Genomic DNA, 19,058 nt, shown 5'->3' with positions numbered 1-19,058 from the left:
CGTCAGCGGCGCGGGCGCCGTACGAACCACATGCCGAAGAATCCGAACCCGACCCCGGTCAGGCACGTCCAGATCCACCACGTGTGCTCCGGGGCGGGACGGAAGATCAGCAGGACGACCAGCGCGACGGCCCAGAGCCCGGTGCCCACGGCGACGGCGGCGGTGTCGTTGGTCTTGATGGGCTCCGGATCGGGATGCCACTGCTGCTTCACGTTGTCCAGCCTAGCTTCCAATCGGGTCTCGATCTCATTACTGACTCTTTTCGCAGGTCACCGCGACTGTCACTCTTCGCGTCGTGAGTGACACTCGTAACGCAATAGATCGTTTCTTCGCAATCACCGCAAGAGGGTCAACAGTCTCCCGAGAGGTGCGAGGTGGCCTGGCCACCTTCTTCACCATGGCCTACATCGTGGTGCTGAACCCCATCATCATTGCCAATGGCACCGACGTGCAGAAGCAGGTCATCGGCGACGGCACGACGCCCAACGTGGCGCTGGTCGCCGCCGGGACGGCTTTCGTGGCGGGCGTGCTGACGATCCTCATGGGCGTCGTCGGCAGGGTGCCCTTCGCGATGGCGGCCGGGCTGGGGCTGAACGCCTTCGTCACCTTCAACATCGCCAAGGTGATGACCTGGGAGGAGGCCATGGGCCTGGTCTTCCTCGAAGGCGTCATCATCGCCATCCTGGTGCTGACAGGGCTCAGGACGGCGGTCTTCCACGCCATCCCGGCCCAGCTCAAGACCGCCATCAGCGTCGGCATCGGCCTGTTCATCGCGCTGATCGGGTTCGTGGACGCCGGCTTCGTGCGGCGGGTGCCGGCCGGACCGCCGCTGGAGATGGGCATCGGGGGCAGCCTGACCTCGTGGCCGGTCTTCGTCTTCCTGGTCGGGCTGCTCGCCACGGCGGTGCTGGTCGCGCGTAAGGTCAAGGGCGCCATCCTGATCGGCATCGTCGGCACCACCGTGCTGGCGATCATCGTGGAGCAGCTCACCAAGTCCGGCGCGTCCTCGCCCGAGAACCCCGGCGGCTGGCAGCTGAACGTCCCCACCCTCCCCAAGGAGATCTTCGGCTTCCACAACCCGCTCACGCTGTTCACGGAGTTCGACCCGTTCGGCGCGTTCAGCCGGGTGTCTGTGCTGCTGGCCGTGCTGTTCGTCTTCACGCTGCTCATCACGGACTTCTTCGACACGATGGGCACCATCGTGGGCGTCGGCCGCCAGGCGGGCCTGGTGCAGGAGGACGGGACGCTGCCGCGTACCAGGGAGATCCTGCTCGTCGACTCGATCGGCGCGGCGGCCGGCGGCGCGGGCTCCGTCTCCTCCAACACCACCTACATCGAGTCGGCCGCCGGCGTCGGCGAGGGCGCGCGCACCGGCCTGGCCAGCGTGGTCACCGGGCTGCTCTTCCTCGTGGCGATCTTCTTCGCGCCGCTCGTCACGGTGGTCCCGTACGAGGCCGCCACGCCCGCGCTGGTCGTCGTCGGCTTCCTGATGATGACCGCGATCCGCGACATCGACTGGAACGACTACGAGATCTCCATCCCGGCGTTCCTCACGATCGTCGTCATCCCGTTCACCTACTCGATCTCCAACGGCATCGGCGCCGGCTTCATCAGCTACGTGCTGATCAAGGCGGTGCGGGGCAAGACCCGCGAGGTCCACCCGCTGATGTGGGTGGTCACGCTGCTGTTCGTGCTTTACTTCGCGATCGGGCCGATCCGAGCGCTGTTCGGAATCTGAGTACGTGGGAAGAGGCCGCCCTGCGCCTGCGCGTGCGGGGCGGCTTCGAGGTACCAAGAAGGCAGGGCCCCTGAACACCTGATTGGGGAAATATCTTGAGATGCCGTATAGTTAGCAAAGGTAATGACACATGCTAACCAACACCCAGCACAAGACAGACCTGCGCAGCGACGCAGGCCTGGCTTCAGCCCTGCGCGTCTCCTTGGCAAGGCTGACCAGGCGCCTACGACGACAGGCGGCAGCCCACTCGCTGACTCCCACGCAGTTCGCGACGCTCGCCGCAGTGGAACGGCATTCCGGGATAACCCCCGGCGAATTGGCCGAGCTCGAGAAGGTACAGCCGCCCTCGATGACCCGCGTGATCGCCGCGCTCGAGGAGCGTGGCCTGGTGTCACGCTCCCCGCATCCGAGCGACCGGCGGCAGGTGACCGTGAGCGTGACCGAGGCCGCCCAGAAGCTGCTGAAGGAGGAGCGGCGCCGCAAGGAGGCGTGGCTGACGCAGCGGCTGAAGGAGCTCACGCCGGAGGAGCGGACGATCCTCAGGCAGGCGGCTCCGATCCTGGAGAAGCTCAGCAGGATATAGAGCCTGAAGAACCCAAGACCGGGATGTTCCGGTCGCTCAAGGTTCGTAACTATCGCATGTTCGCAGCCGGGGGCATCGTCTCCAACGTCGGCACCTGGCTGCAGCGCACCGCCCAGGACTGGCTGGTGCTCGATCTGACCCACGGGAGCGCGGCGGCGCTCGGCACGGCGACCGCGCTGCAGTTCCTGCCGATGCTGCTGTTCGGGATGTTCGGCGGCGTGCTCGCCGACCGCTACACCAAGCGGCCCATCCTGATCGCCGCCCAGTCGCTGATGGCCACGCTGGCCCTCACCATCGGCGTGCTGACCATGACGGGCGCCGCCCAGGTCTGGCACGTGTACGTGATGGCGTTCCTGCTCGGCATGATCTCCTGCGTCGAGGTTCCGACGCGGCAGGCGTTCGTGGTCGAGATGGTCGGCCGGCAGGACCTGCCCAACGCGATCGCCCTGAACAGCTCGATCTTCAACCTCGCCCGCGTGGTCGGCCCGGCGCTGGCCGGTGTGCTGATCTACGTGCTCGGCGGCACGGGGCCCATCTTCCTGATCAACGCGCTGACGTTCGGGGCGGTGATCTCGAGCCTGATCTTCATGCGGAAGTCCGAGCTGAACCCCGCCGCGCCCGTGCCCCGGGCCAAGGGCCAGCTCCGCGAGGGGCTCCGCTACGTGATCCAGCGCGAAGAGCTGCTCATGCCGGTGCTGCTGATCGGGTTCGTGTCGATGTTCTCGCAGTCGTTCTCGATGTCGATCGCGCTGATGGCCCGCCAGGAGTTCGGCGCGGGAGCGTCCTCGTTCGGGCTGGCCTCCAGCATGTTCGCGGTGGGTGCGCTCGGCGGCGCGCTGCTCGCGGCGCGGCGGGCGCGGTTGACGCGCAAGGTGCTGATGGCGGGGGCGCTCGGGTTCGGGCTCTTCCAGATCGCCACCGGGCTGGCCCCGTTCTACCCCGTCTACCTGCTGCTGCTGATCCCGACCGGGATCGCGCTGATCACCATCAACACGGCCGCGAACGCCAGCGTCCAGATCGCCACGTCGCCGGAGATGCGGGGGCGCGTCATGGGGATCTACATGCTCGTGTTCACCGGCGGGGCTCCGCTGGGCGCGCCGCTGATCGGGTGGCTGTCCGAGCTGGGGGGTCCGCGCACGGGCGTGATCCTCTCCGGCGTGCTGGTCCTGGTCGGCACCGGGCTGGCGGTGCTGATGACGAGGCTGATCAGCGCCAGGGTCGCCAGGCAGCCGGTGCTCGCCGTCGCCTGAGCGACTGTCGCCTGAGCGACTGTCGCCTGAGGCGCGTTAGCCCGTCGCCTGAGCCCGTCGCCTGAGCCGCCCGAGCCCGAGGTGGGACAATCGGGTGGTATGAGGCTCTTCGCCGCGCTGGTGCCGCCCGACAGGGTGCTGGACGAGATCTCGCACGCCATCGCCCCGCACGTCGGGCAGGTGCCGGGGCTGCGCTGGCCGGACCGGGCCACCTGGCACATCACGCTGGGCTTCTTCGGCGAGGTGCCCGAGCACATGCTGCCCGAGCTGGAGGTGCGCCTGGCCCGCGCCGTGCGCCGCTACAGCGTGCTCGACCTGGCCTTCGAGGGCTTCGGGGCCTTCTCGTCCGTACGCCGGGCCAGGGTCTTCTGGGTCGGCGTCACCGGCGACTCCATGACCAGGCTGGCCGACTCGGTCAAGGCGGGGGCGCGGCGGGCGGGAGCCGTACAGACCGATGAGAAGCGGTTCCACCCGCACCTGACGCTCGCCCGGACCAAGACGGAGACGGACCTCCGCCCGCTGGTGGAGTCGCTCTCCGGGTTCAGCGGCTCGCCGTGGCGGGCGGAGCACGTCCATCTCGTCCGCAGTCACACCGGGCCCCAGGTGAGGTACGAGTCACTCGCCGAATGGGCTCTGGCACCCGTCGAGCGGGGCTAGGCTCCAGGGCGTGGATCGTCCTCGCCCGTGGCTGCTGCCCGTCGTGCTCGGCCTGCTGCTGCTCATCGTCGTGCTCGGCGCGCTGCTGACCTGATTTACCAGGCCTGATCTACCAGGCGTAGTCCTCAGGGGCCGTCTTGTGGCCCGGGAAGATCTCGTCGAGCCGGGCCAGGGTGGCCTCGTCGAGGTCGATCTCCAGGGTGCGCAGGCTGCCCTCGAGCTGCTCCAGGGTGCGCGGGCCGATGATCGGCGCGGTGACCGCCCGCTGCTTGAGCAGCCAGGCCAGGGCCACGTACGCCGGCTCCTCGCCCAGCTCGTCGCAGAGCTTCTCGTACTGCTCGATCTTGTCGCGGTGCTTCTCGAGCTCCTTGACCATGTGGTCGGCGGCCGAGCGGCCCTTGTCCATCTTGCGGAGCACGCCGCCGAGCAGGCCGCCGGCCAGCGGGCTCCACGGGATCACGCCGAGGCCGTAGTCCTCACAGGCGGGCAGCACCTCCAGCTCGACCGTGCGGGTGAGCAGGTTGTAGTGGGACTGCTCGCTGATGAGGCCGTTGAAGTTGCGCCTGGCGGCCGACTCCTGGGCCTTGGCGATGTGCCAGCCGGCGAAGTTCGACGAGCCGACGTAGATGATCTTGCCCTGCTGGCGCAGGATCTCCATCGCCTCCCAGAACTCCTCGAACGGAGTGTCCCGGTCGACGTGGTGCGCCTGGTAGATGTCGATGTAGTCGGTCTGCAGGCGCTTGAGCGAGGCGTCGCAGGCCTTGCGGATGTTGAGCGCGGACAGCTTCTGGTCGTTGGGCCAGTCGCTCATCCTGCCGTTGAGCTTGGTCGCGATGACCGTCTTCTCCCGGCGCCCGCCGCCCTGCGCGAACCACCGGCCGATGATCTGCTCCGTGATGCCCTCGCCCAGCTTCCATCCGTAGACGTTGGCCGTGTCGAAGAAGTTGATCCCCAGATCGAGGGCCCTGTCCATGATCGCGAAGGAGTCCTCCTCCGTGGTCTGCGGGCCGAAGTTCATGGTGCCGAGGCAGAGCGGGCTCACCTGGAGTCCGCTGCGTCCGAGATTGACGTAGTCCATGACTCAACCCTAAGGACCTGGAGCGCACTCCAGGCCATACACTAGGTCCATGATCTCGACTGGAGCGCCGAGGGAAACCCGCGCTTCGTGATCGCTTTAGTCCGCACCGCAGTGCCGCTCTTCCTCGCGATGATCGCGGGCATGGCCGGCTCGCTGGTGGTCACCTCGGTGCTGGGCAAGCATGACACCGTCACCCTCGCCGCGTTCGCCGTCGTGACCGCCGTGCTCAATCCCGCCACGTCCGCGGTCCAGGGTGCGCTGCGCGGGCTCGGGCCGTTCGTCGCCCCCTACCGGGACGACCCGGCGGCGGCCGTGCCGATCGTGCGGGACGCGCGCTGGCTCAGCCTGGCCACCGGCCTGCTCGGCGCGGTCGCGGTGATCTGCGTGCCGCTGCTCGCCAGGTCCACGGGGGTGCCCGGCGAGGTGGTGGCCGAGATGGGCCTGCTGCCGTACTTCCTGGCGGCGTATCTCCTCGTCTTCGCCTCCACCGGCGGAGCGAGCACCATCCTGGTCGCTCTCGGGCGGAGCCGTAGCGTGCTCTGGCCGACCCTGGTCTTCGGCGGGGTGCTGAGCGTGCTCACCGTCGCGCTGGTGCCGTCGCTGGGGCTGACCGGGGTGGGCCTGGCCTGGGTGATCTCCGGTACGGCGGCGGCCGCCACGGCCACCTACAACCTGCGGCGCGCGCTCGGGCGGCCCGTCGGGCAGGCCAGGCCCAGGTTCGGCGAGATCGCCCGCCTGGCGAAGGTCAGCATCCCGCTGGCCGGGACCGTGCTGATCAAGTTCGGCGTGCTCGGGGTCGTCACCTTCGCCGCGAGCACCACGAGCACGCGCGACACCGCCGCCCACGCGGTGCTGACCACGCTCACCGGCTTCATCATGCTGGCCTCGCTCTCCATCGCCCAGGCGGCGGTGCCGGACATGGCCCGCGCCTCCGACACCGCGCAGGTACGGCGGGTCAGCCGGACCGCGGCCCTGCTCGCCGTGACGGGGACGCTGGTCGGCGCCGGGCTGCTGCTCGGGTTCGGGGATCGGCTGCTGGCGCTGTTCAGCGACGACGCCGCGGTGCGCGAGCGCGTGCTCTCGCTGCTGCCGCTGATGCTGCTGTCGTCGATGCTCGACGGGGCCCAGGCGGTGCAGGGCTTCGGGCTCACCGCGCTCAAGCGGTCCGCGTCGAGCATGGGCTATTTCTCCATCGGGTACGGGCTGCTGGTCGTGGCCGCCGTACCCGTGGCCAGGACCTGGGGGATCACGGGCCTGTGGACGGCCATGGCGGCGGCCAACGGGCTGCTGGTGGTGCTCCAGGGCACCGGTTTCCACCGCCACAGCGCCAAGGTGGGGCGGGTCCTCGTCGGCTAGAACCCGGGAAGGGAGAGGCTGCCCGACCATGCCTTGTACGTGTACTCGGCGAGCTTACGAACCTGGCCGGTGTTGACGTCGAGCGCGTACGTGACCTGGCCCAGCGTAGGTACGCCGTCCTCCTTGCCCTCCCCCCAGGAGCCGCTGTCCGCCACGGCGCTGATCATCACTTCCGTGGGGCTCTGCCAGCCGCCGATTCGCAGGCCACGGAGCTTCTTCGAGGCGTCGGTGAACTTGGCCTTGGAAAGGATCTCGCCGGTGGTGACATCGAGTGTGACAATCGTGTCGAAGTCATGGGTCATGAAGTGGTCCTTGAACTCTTTGCCGTCGAGGTAGGCCAGCGTGCGCCCGTCCGCGGACAATTCGCTGACCTCCTGCGCGGACTTGCCCAGCGGCGTCACCTTCCCGCCGTCGAATATCCCCAGCCGATCCTTGTCGTCGCTGACCACGACCGGGCTCCCGCCGTTGCCGATCCGTTGTACGTGCCAACCCTCGGGGATCTCGGTCACCTGGCCGCTCTCCATGTCCACCACGGAGCTCGTCTGTCTGGCCAGGCCGAGGAAACGCCCGTCAGGGGAGAGCACCAGCATCATCCCGTTCTTCACCATCGTCTCCCGCGTGACGGTCTGCGGGGTGAGCCAGATCCGGCCGTCGGCCAGGTCCCGGACCGCGAACCTCTGGTCCTTCTCGCTGTAGTACGCCACCCGCTTCCTGTCCGAGGAGATCTGCACAGGTCCGCCGGTGTTCATGTAGTTGCCGGGAGTCTGCTCGGTGTACACGCTCAGTGCCTCGGGCATCCGGAAGCTCTCGCCTGTGCTGGTCACCAGCCGCCACTGGGCGCATTCCTTGTCGAAGGTCCGGGTGTTCTTCCGGGGGTCCCACCGCCGGCCGCAGAAGTCGTAGTACGCGTACGCGGCCGGGTCCACGCCGGAGGCGGGCAGCACGTCCGCGATCTTGCCGCTCATCGTGGCGCCGCCCGGGGCGGTGATCAGGACGGTGGCCGTGAGCGCCGTCGCGACCAGCGATGCCACCGCCGAGCCGAACGTCGCCGCCTTCTTCCTGCGCGCGCCCCGCACGGCCCGCTCGGCCAGGTCGACCTCGGGCGCCTGGGCGGCGATCAGCCGGAGCTCGTCACGGAACCGGGTCATCGGTGGGCCTCCTCGGGATCGACGTCGTGGAGCAGTTCGGCCAACTCGGGTGCGAGGGCGCGTAAACGGCCGAGCGCGTGGTTGGTCTGGCTCTTGACCGTGCCGGGCGAGCAGCCGAGCAGGTCGGCGGTCTCGTCGATGCTGCGGTCCTCGTAGTACCGCAGCACCAGTACCGCCCGCTGCCGTGGTGTCAGGCGCATGAGGGCCCGCTGCAGCGCCATGCGGTGCAGGCTCTCGTCCCGCGGGTCGGCCCCGGGCTCGGTCTCCGGGGGGTGCGCGGTGAGCGTCTCGGTGGCCCGCCTGCGCCGCCGCCAGGAGATGTGCTCGTTGACGAGCCCCCTGCGTACGTACGCCTCCGGATTGCCGTCGCGCGCCAGCTTCCTCCAGTGCCTGGCGGTACGCATCAGAACGGTCTGCAGCAGGTCCTCGGCCTGCGGGGCGTCGCCAGTGAGCAGGTACGCGGTACGCATCAGTGCGTGCTGACGCCCCCGGACGAACTCCCTGAAGCCCTCATATGGGTCCATGCCCCTCCTTCCACCCGCTATCAACGCGCACGGGAGCGGCGGCGTTGGAAGCCGGCCCGTGGGGCATGATGTCCGAGTGGGGGATGTCGTTTTCCGGGCGATGGGGGCTGTTGTGGCGGCGGCCTGCGTGCTGCTGGCCGTTCCTGCCCAGGCGGCGGCGGACGACGGGGGCCAGCAGCTGTTCACCTTCAAGGACCGCCGGATCACGGAGTCGAGCGGCCTGGCCGTCTCGCCGACCCACGAGGGCGTCTACTACACGCACAACGACAGCTCCGCCGCCCCCACCTTCTACGCCGTGGACGGCAAGGGCCGGACGAAGGCCACCTTCCAGGTACGCGGCGCCCAGGCCAGGGACTGGGAGGCCATGGCCGCGACCAAGGACCCGGCGACGGGGCAGGGCGTGCTCTGGTTCGCCGACATCGGTGACAACCTCGACGGGGCGTGGCCGGACGTCTCCATCTACCGGGTGATGGAGCCGCAGACCCTCCAGGACGCCACGCTGCCCGCCACCCGCTACCGCTTCCGCTACGCCGACGGCGGCCGCAACGCCGAGGGCATCATGATCAACCCTCGGACGGGCCGGCTCTACGTGGTGTCCAAGGAGTTCGCGGGGTCGGTCTACGCCGCGCCGAAGAAGCTCCGTACCGACAGGACGAACGTCCTGCGCAAGGTGGCCGTTGCCCCTCTCATGGCCACGGACGCCGCCTACGCCCCCGACGGCTCCTCGTACGTCATCCGCACGTACTTCTCCGCCACCCTCTACGAGCCCTCAGGGAAAATGATCACCAGGGTGTCGATGCCGGAGCTGAAGCAGGCCGAGTCGATCGCGTACACGGCCGACGGCAAGGCCCTCCTCACAGGGTCGGAGGGTCCCCGCAGCCCGGTCTACCGCGTCCCCTTCCCGGCCGGCACGGCAGCCACTCCCGCGCCCACTCCCACGAAGACCCGGACCCCCGCCACCCATGCGGCCGCGAGCACCGGCCAGGCCCGTGCGGCAGGGACCGGCTTAACGGCCAAGAACATCCTGATCTGGCTCGCCGCCGCCGTGGCCGCCCTGGGCACCATCACCTTCATCGCCCGCCGCACCCGGTGACAGTCAAGGGATGAGCAGCCCCCAGTACAGAGCCCAGGGGATGAACAGGGTGCCCGCGACCGCGACCATGCGCACCCTGAGCGAGGCCGTACGCCACCGGGTGAGACAGGTGAGCGCGGCGACAGTGGCGACGGCCGCGAACAGCTGGGCGGCCAGCCAGGTGACGGGACGGCCGAGCAGCATCGGGCCGGTCGTGACGCCGAGGCCGTTGGACGTCATGAGCAGGCTGACCAGCGTGTACGCCATGGCGACGATCGACAGGGCGCCCGAGACGGCCAGGATGCGGGCGGCCCAGGAGCCCGCGCCCAGGCGGCGCACGGCGTAGGCCAGGAAGGCCAGCAGCATCAGCGCCATGGCGCCGACCATCAGCTGCCACGACTCCCACCAGGCCGACGGCGGAGTGTCGATGCTCCGCGACTCCTGCGCGGGGTACGGCTGCGCGCTGGAGGGCGGGACGTCTCCCGCGGCCACGCCCGTCACCCACGACCCCACCGCCTCGGCGTACCCGGGGGTGAGGGTGCTCTCGTTCACGTGCAGCGCGTGGGGAGCGCCCGGGAAGAACTTCACGGTCAGGCTGCTGTGCACGTTCGCGCGGAACCGCTGGGCGCTCTCGGCCGGCATCACCTGGTTGTCGGCGGCGCCCCACATGGCGAGCACCGGCTGCGTGAGCCTGCCGAGCGTGACCGCCGGGTCGTAGTACGCCTCGGGGAAGAGCCCGGCGTCGGCCGCCAGCCGGTGCAGCGAGCCGGCGTACGCCCGGCGCAGCGAGCCGCGCACGCCGGCCCGGTCGAGCTTGTTCATCGCGTTCCAGGACTGGGTGCGCAGCGGGGCGAGGCCGGGGCCGCCCACGGTGACCAGGAACTTCACGTCCTTCGACCGGACGGCCGCGATCGGCGCCACCCAGCCGCCCTCGCTGAGCCCCCACACCCCCGTGGGTCCCACGCCGGGCTGCCGCCTGAGCACGGCCAGCGCCGCCAGCGCGTCGTCGGCCAGTTGGGAGTAGTCGCGGTGCGTCTTGGAGTAACCGGTGGCCCGCTTGTCGGGGGCCAGCACCACCATGCCCTGCCTGGCGAAGGCCTCGGCCTCGGCGCGCAGCTCCCGCCAGCTGTTGCCGGCGCCCGACCCGTGCACGAGGAGGAGGCCCGGCAGGTCGCCCGTCGCGCGCGCGGGCCGGAAGATCTCGCCGCCCAGCCGCTGTCCGTCCGTGGTCGTGAAGGTGACGTCGGTCGTCTTCAGCGACACGTCCTGGCCGGCTGGGGTGTGGAGGGATGCTGCCAGGAGAGCGGCGGCCACGAGCTTCATCGGTGTTTCTCCGTCTACGAAGTGCTGCGAACAACGACAAGTCTCGAAAAATCGGCCTTTAAGGGCATCGCCGACGCAGGCGATCTGGCCCCTCCCTCGCGTGGGGGAGACACGGGGGATACTTGGCCTTTGTGCCCGATCTGCTGAAGAGGCTCAGGGAACGCCTGCGCGCGATCCCGCCGGTCGGCGTCGACTTCGCCATCGCGCTGGCCGCGCTGATCGGTCAGACTGTCCCGTTCCTGTTCACGCGGAGGATGTCCGGCCCCGAACCGTGGACCCTGGCCGAATACTGGCCGGTGCTCCTCAGCTCGCTGCCGCTGCTGGTGCGCCGCCGCTTCCCGATGACGGTGTTCGTCGTGGTGGCGGCCGCGTCGGCGGTCTACTCGCTCAAGGATCCCGACATCCCGCCCCAGCCCATCCCGTACGGCTGGGTGGCCGGTCTCTACACGGTCGCCGAGCTCTGTCCCGGCTGGCAGCGGGCGCTGGCGATCCTGCTCAGCCTGGTCCCCGGGGTCACGGTCTCGCCCGCGACCTTCGTACGCAGCGCGCTGACCGCAGGGGCCGCTTACGTCATGGGCCGCGCCGTGGTGCAGCACCGGGAGTACGCGGCCCTGGTCGAGGAGCGAGCCGCCGAGCGGGAGCGGGCCAGGATCGCCCGCGACATGCACGACATCCTGGCCCACGGCATCAGCGTCATGATCGTCCAGGCCGAGGCCGGGCCGTACGCCGTGCGCAACGCGCCGGAGCGGGCAGAGCGGGCGTTCAGGGCGATAGCCGACACGGGCCGGGAGGCGCAGGGCCAGCTCCGCCGCATGCTCAACCTGCTCAGGGAGGCCGACTCCGCGCGTGCCCCGCAGCCCACCCTGGGCGCTCTCCCGGACCTGGTCGCCCGGGTCTCCGAGACAGGCCCCGCCGTACGGCTGGCGGTCTCGGGCGCCCCGGCCGCCCTGCCCGCGGACGCCGAGGTGGCGGCGTACCGCATCGTCCAGGAAGCGCTCACGAACATGGTCAAGCACGCCCAGGCCACGACCGGCGAGGTCAGGCTCGACTGGAAGGACGACGAACTGATGATCACGATCTCCGACGACGGCCGCGGGCCGGCTCCCGGCGGCGGCGGCCACGGCCTGGTCGGCATGCGCGAGCGGGCGGCGGCCTGCGGCGGAACCGTCACGTACGGCGCGGGCGCCACGGGGTTCGAGGTCGTCGTCAGGCTGCCCGCCGGGGAGCCGATGTGACGATCAGCGTGCTGGTGGCGGACGACCAGGAGCTGGTCAGGAGCGGGTTCGCGCTGATCGTGGACTCCCAGCCGGACATGCGGGTCGTCGCAGAGGCCGGCGACGGGCGGCAGGCGGTCGAGGCGGTCCGCCGCCACGCCCCCGACGTGGCCCTGCTGGACATCCGGATGCCCGGCATGGACGGCATCGAGGCCGCCAGGGCCGTGTGCGCGGAGACGGCCACGAAGGTCATCATGCTGACCACGTTCGACCAGGACGACTATGTCTACGACGCGCTCCAGGCCGGGGCGAGCGGCTTCCTCCTCAAGGACGTGCGCGCCGACGACCTCGTTCACGCGATACGGGTCGCCGTCGGCGGCGAGGCCCTGCTCGCGCCCGCGGTCGCCCGCCGGCTGATCGACGACATCGTCCGCAAGCGGGCCCGCCCCGGGCCGCCCCCCGCGGACCTGAGCAGGCTGACAGGGCGCGAGCGCGAGACCCTCACCCTGCTCGGCCGCGGCCTGTCGAACCCTGAGATCGCGGCGGAGCTGGTGGTCAGCGAGCACACGGTGAAGACGCACGTCAGCAACGTGCTGACCAAGCTCGGCCTCCGCGACCGGATCCAGGCCGTCATCGCCGCCTACGAGACGGGCCTCATCCAGCCCGGAGCGTGAGCGTCACCGGACGGGCTAGGGCCGGCGGTCGTTGGAGAGGTTGATCCGGATCTCCGTGTTGCGGTATCCGGCGCGCCCGAACGCGGCCGCCATCGGCGCGTTGCCCACGTCGGTGGTGGCGGTGATGCGTAGCTCTCCGTTGGCCGCGTGCATGCGGGTGATCTCGCCGAGTATCTCGTCCACGTAGCCGCGCCCCCGGAACTCCGGGACCACCCCGAGGTACCCCACGTTCACGCTGTACGGCGTCGCGGAGGGGATCGCCATTCCCGCCACCTCGCCCTCGTGCGTATAGCCGATCCGCCACCACTCCCGCTTGCCCGGCGCCCTGAGATAGAAGTCCATCTCTTCGCGCGCGGTCGCGTCCACGCCCTTGGCCGCCACGCTCGTTCGGGTCTGGGCGTCCAGGCTGCCCTCGGCGATTCTCGTGAACACCGTCAGGAACTCCTCGTCGGACGCCTCGGCGAACCGCAGCACGCCGGTCGCCGGAGGCAGCCCGTCGGCGGGTGTCCACTCGAACTGCAGCCGCTCCACTTCCCGGGTGAGGCCGGCCGCGTGTGCTGCCGCCCGCCGCCATTCCACGGCCGCCGAGGTGAGCGGATCGTCGCGCCAGCCGCCGGCTGCCTTGATCGCGTACTGCACCGGCTGCGGGAATCCGGGCAGCGCGGCCCTGATCAGCTCGGCGGCGATGGCCGTGCGCTCACCCACTGCGGGGTCCACGTCGAGGCAGTCGAGTGCGACCGGGTACGCGCTGTCCCTCGGCCCCCACCACAGCGCCCGCCCCACGACCTGGTCGTCGACCTCGGCGATCCACGTCCATTCCGGCCGGTACATGTTCTCGGCCAGCTCTGCGAGATAACGGTCGGCGGAGATCCAGCCGACGGGCTCGGTCACGCTCCACGCGGTCACGCGGTCGAGGTCGGCGGCGACGGTAGGGCGGTAGGAGATCATCTGGGGAAAATACCTAACCTTTGTCATAATCTGAGCAAAATGTCCGGTCACGTGTTGAAGCCCGCCTTTGTGCGGCCCGAAGGCGGCGGCACACACCTTCATGAGGGGTGAAATCGCGTCGGCGCGATGGCGGACGCAGGCTACCAGGGGCTGAACACGCGTCACTCGGCCGTGTGCGCGAGGATGGCGGCAGCCAGTTCCTCGTGTACCTCCGGCGGCAGTGTGTGCCCCATGCCCGCCACGATCATCAGCCGCGCCCCTGGGATCTGCTCGGCGATGATCGCGCTGTGGCCCGGCTTGGCCGGCTCATGGCTGCCCTCGATGACCAGTGTGGGCGCCTTCACCTGATGGAGCACGCCCACCGGCTCGAAGTCGGGCTTGGCCATGGCTGCCAGCCGGTGGTTGACCACCGCCGACAGGTCGCGGGCCCGGTCGTAGATCCGTTCCTGCAGGCGCCGCGCATGATCACCTGGCCCTCGCCGCCGCCGAGCGGGGAGGAGCCGATGACGGTCAGCGAGCGCACCCGCTCGGGCCGTTCCACGGCGACGAACTGGCCGAGCAGGCCGCCCGCCGAGTGGCAGACCAGGTGCGCGCTCTCCAGGCCGTGGTCATCCATCACGCGGTAGACGTCGTTCTTGATGTCGTCCCATGTGTACGGCTCCGCCTCGAAGTCGACGGTGCCCGACATGCCGGTGTCACGGTGGTCGTACCGGATCACCCGGCGGTCTCCGGCGGTCAGTCGGCCGGCGAACTCGTCCGGCCACAGGATGCCCTGCGACATCGAACCCATGATCAACAGGATCGGCGCATCCGTCTCGGCGCCGAACTCTTCGCTCCAGATGTTCACGTTTTGCATGCCTCAAAGCATGCTGACGCCGGCTACTGGTGCCTTCTGTAGAACTACTGGTCGCGCCAGATCCGTACGGGGGCTGATGCCCCGCAGGTCCGGAGCGCGGCCTCGTGACTCGAAATCGAACGTGAGTACGATGGTCTCATGTATCTGCCGCCGGAGTGGCCGCCCGAGGTCCGTCCACCCAGCGTTCCCGACTGGGAGACCTCGGCCGTGGCCTGGCTGCTCGATGCCGTGCCCCCGGACTACCGGGCCTATGAAATCTTGAAACGCTTCCCGATCGCCTTGGCCAGGATGGCTCTTCACCACGTGAACGCGGCGGTTGAAGCGGCTCGGGCGGGATACCGGAGTGCCGCGGTGGATCTCAAAGGTCAGCTCCCTCCTCATGCTGTCGAGGCGGTGCTCGACGTCTATCGCGAGGAGGGGCCACGTCTGGTCCGCCTGGCCCGCTCCATCGCCGTCGTGGAGCAGGCGTTGCGTGGCGACATGTTCACCGCGACCATGCGCAACTCCCGATGAGGTGCTCAAGAGGCGCGGATTCGTACGGATATGGCGGTGAGGGCCGGTTAGCGCGGAAAATCGTCATGTGACGGAGAAGATCGGGGTCGTGGGAGCCGGCATCGTCGGCCTGGCCGTGGCGCGCGAGCTGGCGAGGACCAGGGGCGCCGAGGTGACCGTGCTGGAGAAGGAGTCGCACGTCGGCGCCCACCAGACCGGGCACAACAGCGGCGTCGTTCACGCGGGCATCTACTACCCGCCCGGCTCGCTCAAGGCCAGGTTGTGCCGGGAGGGCGTGGCGCTGCTCAAGGAGTACTGCGCCGCGCACGCGCTGCCGTACGACGAGGTCGGCAAGCTGGTCGTCGCGAGTAACCAGGCCGAGCGGCCGCTGCTGAGCGCGCTGGCCGAGCGGGCGCGCGCCAACGGCGTGCCCGGCATCGCCGAGCTCGACGCGCTCGCGCTGCGCGAGATCGAGCCGCACGCGGTCGGCGTCGGCGCGATCCACTCGCCGTACACCGCGATCTGCGACTTCCCCGCCGTCGCCCGCAGGCTCGCGCTCGACGTGGCGGAGATGGGCGGTTCCGTACGCCTGTCGCATCCGGTCAGGGGGATCAGGGAGCGTTCGGGAAAGGTCGAGGTGGTGGCGGCGAAGCGGAGGTTCGCCTTCGACCGCCTGGTGGTGTGCGGGGGGCTCGGGACCGACAAGGTGGCCCAGCTGGCGGGGCATCCGGGTGATGTGCGGATCGTCCCGTTCCGAGGGGAGTTCTACGCGCTCACGGATGCGGCCAAGGACCTGGTGCGCGGGCTGATCTATCCGGTGCCGGATCCGCGCTATCCGTTCCTGGGGGTGCACCTGACGCGGCAGATCGACGGCCGGGTGCTCGTGGGGCCGAACGCGGTGCTCGCCCTCGCCTATGAGGGCTACCAATGGCGAAATATCCGTGATTTCGGGCGGATTCTCAGCTGGCCGGGGACATTGCGCATGGCCCGGGCTCACTGGCGTACCGGGATCAAAGAGACCTACGGCTCCATCGTCAAAAAAGCCTTCCTCAACGGGGCGCGCCGCTACGTCCCCGAGCTCGCCGCCGCCGATCTCGTACGAGCCCCCGGCGGCGTCCGCGCCCAGGCCGTCGCCAGGGACGGCCGCCTGCTCGACGACTTCGTGGTCGACGTGCACGGCAACATCGTCCTGGTACGCAACGCGCCTTCGCCCGCGGCCACGTCAAGCCTGGCAATTGCCCGGCATATCGCCGGAATTGTCCCAGCACTCGTCCGATGAGGGCATCCTTGAACGTGATGGAATCACGCCTACTGATCGTCGAAGACGACCCGAACATCCTCGAGCTGCTCGCCGCCAGCCTGAGGTTCGCGGGTTTCGACGTGACCACCGCGAAGAGCGGCCACGACGCCGTCGCCGCCGTCCAGCGGCACCGTCCTGATCTCGTCGTGCTCGACGTGATGCTGCCGGACCTGGACGGCTTCGAGATCGTCAGGCGGCTGCGCGGCGGCGGGCTGCACACGCCCGTGGTGTTCCTCACCGCCCGTGACGAGACCGAGGACAAGATCCGCGGGCTCACGATCGGCGGCGACGACTACGTGACCAAGCCGTTCAGCCTGGAGGAGGTGGTCGCCCGGATCCACGCGGTCCTGCGCCGCACGAGCGGCGACCTCCCGGCGGCCCCGCCGCGGCTCACGTTCGCCGACATCGAGCTGGACGAGGAGAGCCACGAGGTGTGGCGCGGGGGCAACGCGGTGGCGCTGTCGCCGACCGAGTTCAAGCTGCTGCGCTACTTCATGACGAACGCCGGCCGCGTCCTGTCCAAGCCGCAGATCCTCGACCACGTGTGGGACTACGACTTCCGGGGCGAGGTGGGCATCGTCGAGTCGTACGTGTCCGTGCTCCGCCGGAAGATCGACAATCGCAGCCCCCGGCTCATCCACACCCTGCGCGGTGTCGGATACGTGCTGCGCCTGCCGCCGAGCCCCTGATGCGCGGCCTGCCGCTGCGGATCAAGCTCATCGCGTCGATGGTGGCGCTGCTCGGGTTCGGGCTGACCTTCATCGGCCTGGTGAGCGTCTCGGTGCTGCACGGCTATCTCCTCGATCGGGTGGACAGCCAGCTCACCCTGCTCAGCGCCCGCATGGTCAAGAAGGTCAAGAGCGACTGGCGCAACGACAGGGAGACCGCCGACCGGCCGATCCTCATCGAGTCCGACGCGATCGCGCTCGTCAAGGAGCCCGGCGGCCAGTTCGTGCCGATGCTGACCGACCGCGACGTGGACGTGAAGCCGAAGCCGGTGCTGTCGCCGTCGCCGGGCGCGGATCCGTACACCACGCACGCGATCAGCGGCGACGGTGAGTGGCGGGTGCTGGAGAGCACGGTCCAGCGGCGCACGCTCGTGGTCGCGGTGGACCTGGAGGAGGTCGACGCGATCACCAGGCGGCTCGTGCTCATCGAGCTGCTGGGCGGCGGCGGCATCCTGCTCCTGCTGGCCGTCGTGGGCGTCACCATCGTGCGGCGGAGCATGCGCCCGCTCGGCCAGATCGAGCGCACGGCCGAGGCCATCGCCGGGGGAGAGCTGGGCCGCCGGGTGCCGGACGCCGACCCGCGTACCGAGGTGGGACGCCTGGCCAGGTCGCTGAACGGGATGCTCGCCCAGATCGAGGCCGCCTTCACGGCGAGGTCGGCGTCCGAGGCGGCGGCGCGCCGCTCCGAGGACCGCATGCGGCAGTTCGTCGGCGACGCCTCGCACGAGCTGCGCACCCCGCTGACCTCGATCCGCGGGTTCGCCGAGTACGCCAGGCAGAACCCCGGCGCCGACCCCGCCGAGCTGATGCAGCGCGTGGAGAAGGCCGCGGGCCGGATGAGCCTGCTGGTGGACGACCTGCTGCTGCTGGCCAGGGTGGACCAGCAGCGGCCGCTCACGATGCGCCCGGTGGACATGCTGGCCCTGGCCGCGGACGCCGTGCAGGACGCGAGGATCCTCGCACCCGACCGGATCATCAAGCTGGACGTGATCGGCGGCGCGGCCCTGATCGTCTCGGGCGACGAGGTACGCCTGCGCCAGGTCATCAGCAACCTCGTCAGCAACGCGATCATCTACACCGAGCCGGGCTCGCCGATCGTCCTGCGGGCCGGGGCGGGCGCGAAGACGTTCTTCCTCGAGGTGGTCGACCAAGGGCCCGGGCTCACCCCCGAGCAGGTCGAGCGCGTCTTCGAGCGCTTCTACCGCGCCGACTCCGCCCGGTCGCGCCGCCGGTCCGGCGAGGACAGGGGCAGCGGGCTGGGCCTCGCCATCGTGCAGGCGCTCGTCCACGCCCACGGCGGCACAGTGACGGTGGAGAGCTCGCCGGAAGCCGGCTCCACCTTCCGGGTCGAACTCCCACTTGCCTTGGAGTGAGCGTTCAGCTAACCCTCAGGTCGCTGAGTCACTCTAAGTAGGTGATGAAATCCGAGGCGCTGATCATGGTGGTGGACGACGAGCCCAGCATCCGGGACCTCTTGTCCGCCAGCCTGCGCTTCTCCGGGTTCGAGGTGCTGACCGCCGCCGACGGGCATGAGGCCGTCGAGGTGGCCGACCGGACCTCGCCCGACCTCGTGGTGCTCGACGTGATGCTGCCGGACCTGGACGGGTTCGAGGTGGCCAAGCGGATCGACGCCCCCGTGCTCTTCCTGACCGCCCGCGGCGACACCGAGGACAAGATCGCCGGGCTGCGGGTGGGGGACGACTACGTGACCAAGCCGTTCAGCCTGGAGGAGGTGCAGGCCAGGATCCGGGCCGTGCTGCGGCGCACGCGCGGGGAGGGCGCGCCCGCCAGCAAGCTCAAGGTGGCCGACCTGGAGCTGGACGAGGACGCCCGCGAGGTGTGGCGGGCCGGACGGCAGGTACGCCTGTCGCCGACGGAGTTCAAGCTGCTGCACTACTTCATGGTCAACGCGGGCCGCGTGCTGTCGAAGGCGCAGATCCTGGACCACGTGTGGAACTACGACTTCGGCGGCGACGCGGGTGTCGTCGAGTCGTACGTCTCCTACCTCAGGCGCAAGGTGGACGACGTCGAGCCGCGCCTCATCCACACCCTGCGCAGCGTCGGCTACGTGCTGAGAGAGCCGCCCACAGGCTGAACACGGCCCACCGTGGGTAGCG

21 protein-coding genes are annotated in these 19,058 nt (G+C 69.8%); 13 read left to right on the top strand and 8 right to left on the bottom strand.

Annotated features, from left to right (window positions below; genetic code table 11):
• Positions 1–2: 2 nt before the first annotated feature.
• Complete coding sequence (locus tag AB0H84_RS16705) at positions 3–212, bottom strand: DUF2530 domain-containing protein (protein ID WP_357604132.1); 210 nt, start codon at positions 210–212, stop codon at positions 3–5.
• Between the two features lie 155 nt (positions 213–367).
• Between AB0H84_RS16705 and AB0H84_RS16700 the strand changes: the two genes are divergently transcribed.
• The 4 genes from AB0H84_RS16700 (at position 368) to thpR (ending at position 4,228) form a co-directional block, all read left to right on the top strand.
• Positions 368–1,738, top strand: coding sequence for an NCS2 family permease (locus AB0H84_RS16700; RefSeq protein ID WP_357604130.1), 1,371 nt, complete (start codon positions 368–370; stop codon positions 1,736–1,738).
• 130 nt (positions 1,739–1,868) lie between these two features.
• Entirely contained in the window at positions 1,869–2,321 is a 453-nt protein-coding gene (locus tag AB0H84_RS16695) for a MarR family transcriptional regulator (protein ID WP_357604128.1), read from the top strand.
• 23 nt (positions 2,322–2,344) lie between these two features.
• A complete protein-coding gene (locus tag AB0H84_RS16690) occupies positions 2,345–3,571 on the top strand; it encodes an MFS transporter (RefSeq protein ID WP_357604126.1) in 1,227 nt (408 codons plus the stop codon).
• Positions 3,572–3,670: 99 nt separating this feature from the next.
• The gene (gene thpR / locus AB0H84_RS16685; RefSeq protein WP_357604124.1) at positions 3,671–4,228 is read left to right on the top strand and encodes an RNA 2',3'-cyclic phosphodiesterase; all 558 of its coding nucleotides are present in this window, start codon (positions 3,671–3,673) and stop codon (positions 4,226–4,228) included.
• A 109-nt stretch (positions 4,229–4,337) separates the two neighbouring features.
• On the opposite strand, the gene AB0H84_RS16680 is transcribed toward thpR, so the two are convergent.
• Entirely contained in the window at positions 4,338–5,306 is a 969-nt protein-coding gene (locus AB0H84_RS16680) for an aldo/keto reductase (protein WP_357604122.1), read from the bottom strand.
• An 87-nt stretch (positions 5,307–5,393) separates the two neighbouring features.
• Here AB0H84_RS16680 and AB0H84_RS16675 point away from each other — a divergent pair, with 87 nt between their 5' ends.
• Positions 5,394–6,662, top strand: coding sequence for an MATE family efflux transporter (locus tag AB0H84_RS16675; RefSeq protein ID WP_357604120.1), 1,269 nt, complete (start codon positions 5,394–5,396; stop codon positions 6,660–6,662).
• On the opposite strand, the gene AB0H84_RS16670 is transcribed toward AB0H84_RS16675, so the two are convergent.
• Both AB0H84_RS16670 and AB0H84_RS16665 read right to left on the bottom strand, forming a co-directional pair.
• The gene (locus AB0H84_RS16670) at positions 6,659–7,810 is read right to left on the bottom strand and encodes a hypothetical protein (RefSeq protein WP_357604119.1); all 1,152 of its coding nucleotides are present in this window, start codon (positions 7,808–7,810) and stop codon (positions 6,659–6,661) included. The genes AB0H84_RS16675 and AB0H84_RS16670 overlap by 4 nt on opposite strands.
• A complete protein-coding gene (locus tag AB0H84_RS16665; RefSeq protein WP_357604117.1) occupies positions 7,807–8,334 on the bottom strand; it encodes a SigE family RNA polymerase sigma factor in 528 nt (175 codons plus the stop codon). Before AB0H84_RS16665 ends, AB0H84_RS16670 begins: the two co-directional genes overlap by 4 nt.
• Positions 8,335–8,410: 76 nt before the next feature.
• Between AB0H84_RS16665 and AB0H84_RS16660 the strand changes: the two genes are divergently transcribed.
• Positions 8,411–9,427, top strand: a complete 1,017-nt coding sequence (locus AB0H84_RS16660; RefSeq protein WP_357604115.1) for a hypothetical protein — start codon at positions 8,411–8,413, stop codon at positions 9,425–9,427.
• A gap of 3 nt (positions 9,428–9,430) precedes the next feature.
• On the opposite strand, the gene AB0H84_RS16655 is transcribed toward AB0H84_RS16660, so the two are convergent.
• Entirely contained in the window at positions 9,431–10,729 is a 1,299-nt protein-coding gene (locus tag AB0H84_RS16655) for an alpha/beta fold hydrolase (RefSeq protein WP_357604113.1), read from the bottom strand.
• Positions 10,730–10,860: 131 nt separating this feature from the next.
• Between AB0H84_RS16655 and AB0H84_RS16650 the strand changes: the two genes are divergently transcribed.
• Both AB0H84_RS16650 and AB0H84_RS16645 read left to right on the top strand, forming a co-directional pair.
• Positions 10,861–11,964: a histidine kinase gene (locus tag AB0H84_RS16650; protein ID WP_357604112.1), complete on the top strand. Its 1,104-nt coding sequence runs from the start codon at positions 10,861–10,863 to the stop codon at positions 11,962–11,964.
• Positions 11,961–12,617, top strand: a complete 657-nt coding sequence (locus AB0H84_RS16645; RefSeq protein ID WP_357604110.1) for a response regulator transcription factor — start codon at positions 11,961–11,963, stop codon at positions 12,615–12,617. The genes AB0H84_RS16650 and AB0H84_RS16645 overlap by 4 nt, the downstream gene beginning before the upstream one ends.
• Before the next feature lie 15 nt (positions 12,618–12,632).
• Here the strand turns inward: AB0H84_RS16645 and AB0H84_RS16640 are convergent, their stop codons facing one another.
• From AB0H84_RS16640 to AB0H84_RS16630, 3 genes are all read right to left on the bottom strand, one after another.
• Positions 12,633–13,565, bottom strand: a complete 933-nt coding sequence (locus AB0H84_RS16640) for a GNAT family N-acetyltransferase (protein WP_357604108.1) — start codon at positions 13,563–13,565, stop codon at positions 12,633–12,635.
• 161 nt (positions 13,566–13,726) lie between these two features.
• Positions 13,727–13,951 (bottom strand): alpha/beta hydrolase, encoded by a 225-nt coding sequence (locus AB0H84_RS16635; RefSeq protein ID WP_357604106.1) that lies wholly within the window; start codon positions 13,949–13,951, stop codon positions 13,727–13,729.
• Positions 13,906–14,421 (bottom strand): alpha/beta fold hydrolase, encoded by a 516-nt coding sequence (locus AB0H84_RS16630; protein WP_357604104.1) that lies wholly within the window; start codon positions 14,419–14,421, stop codon positions 13,906–13,908. Before AB0H84_RS16630 ends, AB0H84_RS16635 begins: the two co-directional genes overlap by 46 nt.
• A 138-nt stretch (positions 14,422–14,559) precedes the next feature.
• On the opposite strand from AB0H84_RS16630, the gene AB0H84_RS16625 reads away from it, so the two are divergent.
• The 5 genes from AB0H84_RS16625 (at position 14,560) to AB0H84_RS16605 (ending at position 19,036) form a co-directional block, all read left to right on the top strand.
• Positions 14,560–14,934, top strand: a complete 375-nt coding sequence (locus AB0H84_RS16625; protein ID WP_357604102.1) for a hypothetical protein — start codon at positions 14,560–14,562, stop codon at positions 14,932–14,934.
• Between the two features lie 67 nt (positions 14,935–15,001).
• Positions 15,002–16,192 (top strand): L-2-hydroxyglutarate oxidase, encoded by a 1,191-nt coding sequence (gene lhgO, locus AB0H84_RS16620; RefSeq protein WP_357604101.1) that lies wholly within the window; start codon positions 15,002–15,004, stop codon positions 16,190–16,192.
• Positions 16,193–16,209: 17 nt separating this feature from the next.
• Positions 16,210–16,902, top strand: coding sequence for a response regulator transcription factor (locus AB0H84_RS16615; RefSeq protein ID WP_349449128.1), 693 nt, complete (start codon positions 16,210–16,212; stop codon positions 16,900–16,902).
• Positions 16,902–18,314: a HAMP domain-containing sensor histidine kinase gene (locus AB0H84_RS16610; protein ID WP_357604099.1), complete on the top strand. Its 1,413-nt coding sequence runs from the start codon at positions 16,902–16,904 to the stop codon at positions 18,312–18,314. The genes AB0H84_RS16615 and AB0H84_RS16610 overlap by 1 nt, the downstream gene beginning before the upstream one ends.
• A gap of 44 nt (positions 18,315–18,358) precedes the next feature.
• Positions 18,359–19,036 (top strand): response regulator transcription factor, encoded by a 678-nt coding sequence (locus tag AB0H84_RS16605; protein ID WP_357604288.1) that lies wholly within the window; start codon positions 18,359–18,361, stop codon positions 19,034–19,036.
• Positions 19,037–19,058: the final 22 nt, after the last annotated feature.

Source organism: Nonomuraea sp. NPDC050786 (assembly GCF_040654115.1).
Lineage (GTDB): Bacteria > Actinomycetota > Actinomycetes > Streptosporangiales > Streptosporangiaceae > Nonomuraea.
The sequence above is the reverse complement of the archived record's forward strand: the minus strand, read 5'-3'. Positions and strand labels throughout refer to the sequence as shown.

Excerpts from the sequence above, each read along its gene's own strand:
- AB0H84_RS16695 (WP_357604128.1), top strand. The coding sequence starts at position 1,869 with ATGCTAACCAACACCCAGCACAAGACAGACCTGCGCAGCGACGCAGGC.
- AB0H84_RS16690 (WP_357604126.1), top strand. The coding sequence starts at position 2,345 with ATGTTCCGGTCGCTCAAGGTTCGTAACTATCGCATGTTCGCAGCCGGG.
- thpR (WP_357604124.1), top strand. The coding sequence starts at position 3,671 with ATGAGGCTCTTCGCCGCGCTGGTGCCGCCCGACAGGGTGCTGGACGAG.
- AB0H84_RS16680 (WP_357604122.1), bottom strand. The coding sequence starts at position 5,306 with ATGGACTACGTCAATCTCGGACGCAGCGGACTCCAGGTGAGCCCGCTC.
- AB0H84_RS16670 (WP_357604119.1), bottom strand. The coding sequence starts at position 7,810 with ATGACCCGGTTCCGTGACGAGCTCCGGCTGATCGCCGCCCAGGCGCCC.
- AB0H84_RS16665 (WP_357604117.1), bottom strand. The coding sequence starts at position 8,334 with ATGGACCCATATGAGGGCTTCAGGGAGTTCGTCCGGGGGCGTCAGCAC.
- AB0H84_RS16655 (WP_357604113.1), bottom strand. The coding sequence starts at position 10,729 with ATGAAGCTCGTGGCCGCCGCTCTCCTGGCAGCATCCCTCCACACCCCA.
- AB0H84_RS16640 (WP_357604108.1), bottom strand. The coding sequence starts at position 13,565 with ATGATCTCCTACCGCCCTACCGTCGCCGCCGACCTCGACCGCGTGACC.
- AB0H84_RS16635 (WP_357604106.1), bottom strand. The coding sequence starts at position 13,951 with ATGGCCAAGCCCGACTTCGAGCCGGTGGGCGTGCTCCATCAGGTGAAG.
- AB0H84_RS16630 (WP_357604104.1), bottom strand. The coding sequence starts at position 14,421 with ATGCAAAACGTGAACATCTGGAGCGAAGAGTTCGGCGCCGAGACGGAT.
- AB0H84_RS16625 (WP_357604102.1), top strand. The coding sequence starts at position 14,560 with ATGTATCTGCCGCCGGAGTGGCCGCCCGAGGTCCGTCCACCCAGCGTT.
- AB0H84_RS16615 (WP_349449128.1), top strand. The coding sequence starts at position 16,210 with ATGGAATCACGCCTACTGATCGTCGAAGACGACCCGAACATCCTCGAG.
- AB0H84_RS16610 (WP_357604099.1), top strand. The coding sequence starts at position 16,902 with ATGCGCGGCCTGCCGCTGCGGATCAAGCTCATCGCGTCGATGGTGGCG.
- AB0H84_RS16605 (WP_357604288.1), top strand. The coding sequence starts at position 18,359 with ATGAAATCCGAGGCGCTGATCATGGTGGTGGACGACGAGCCCAGCATC.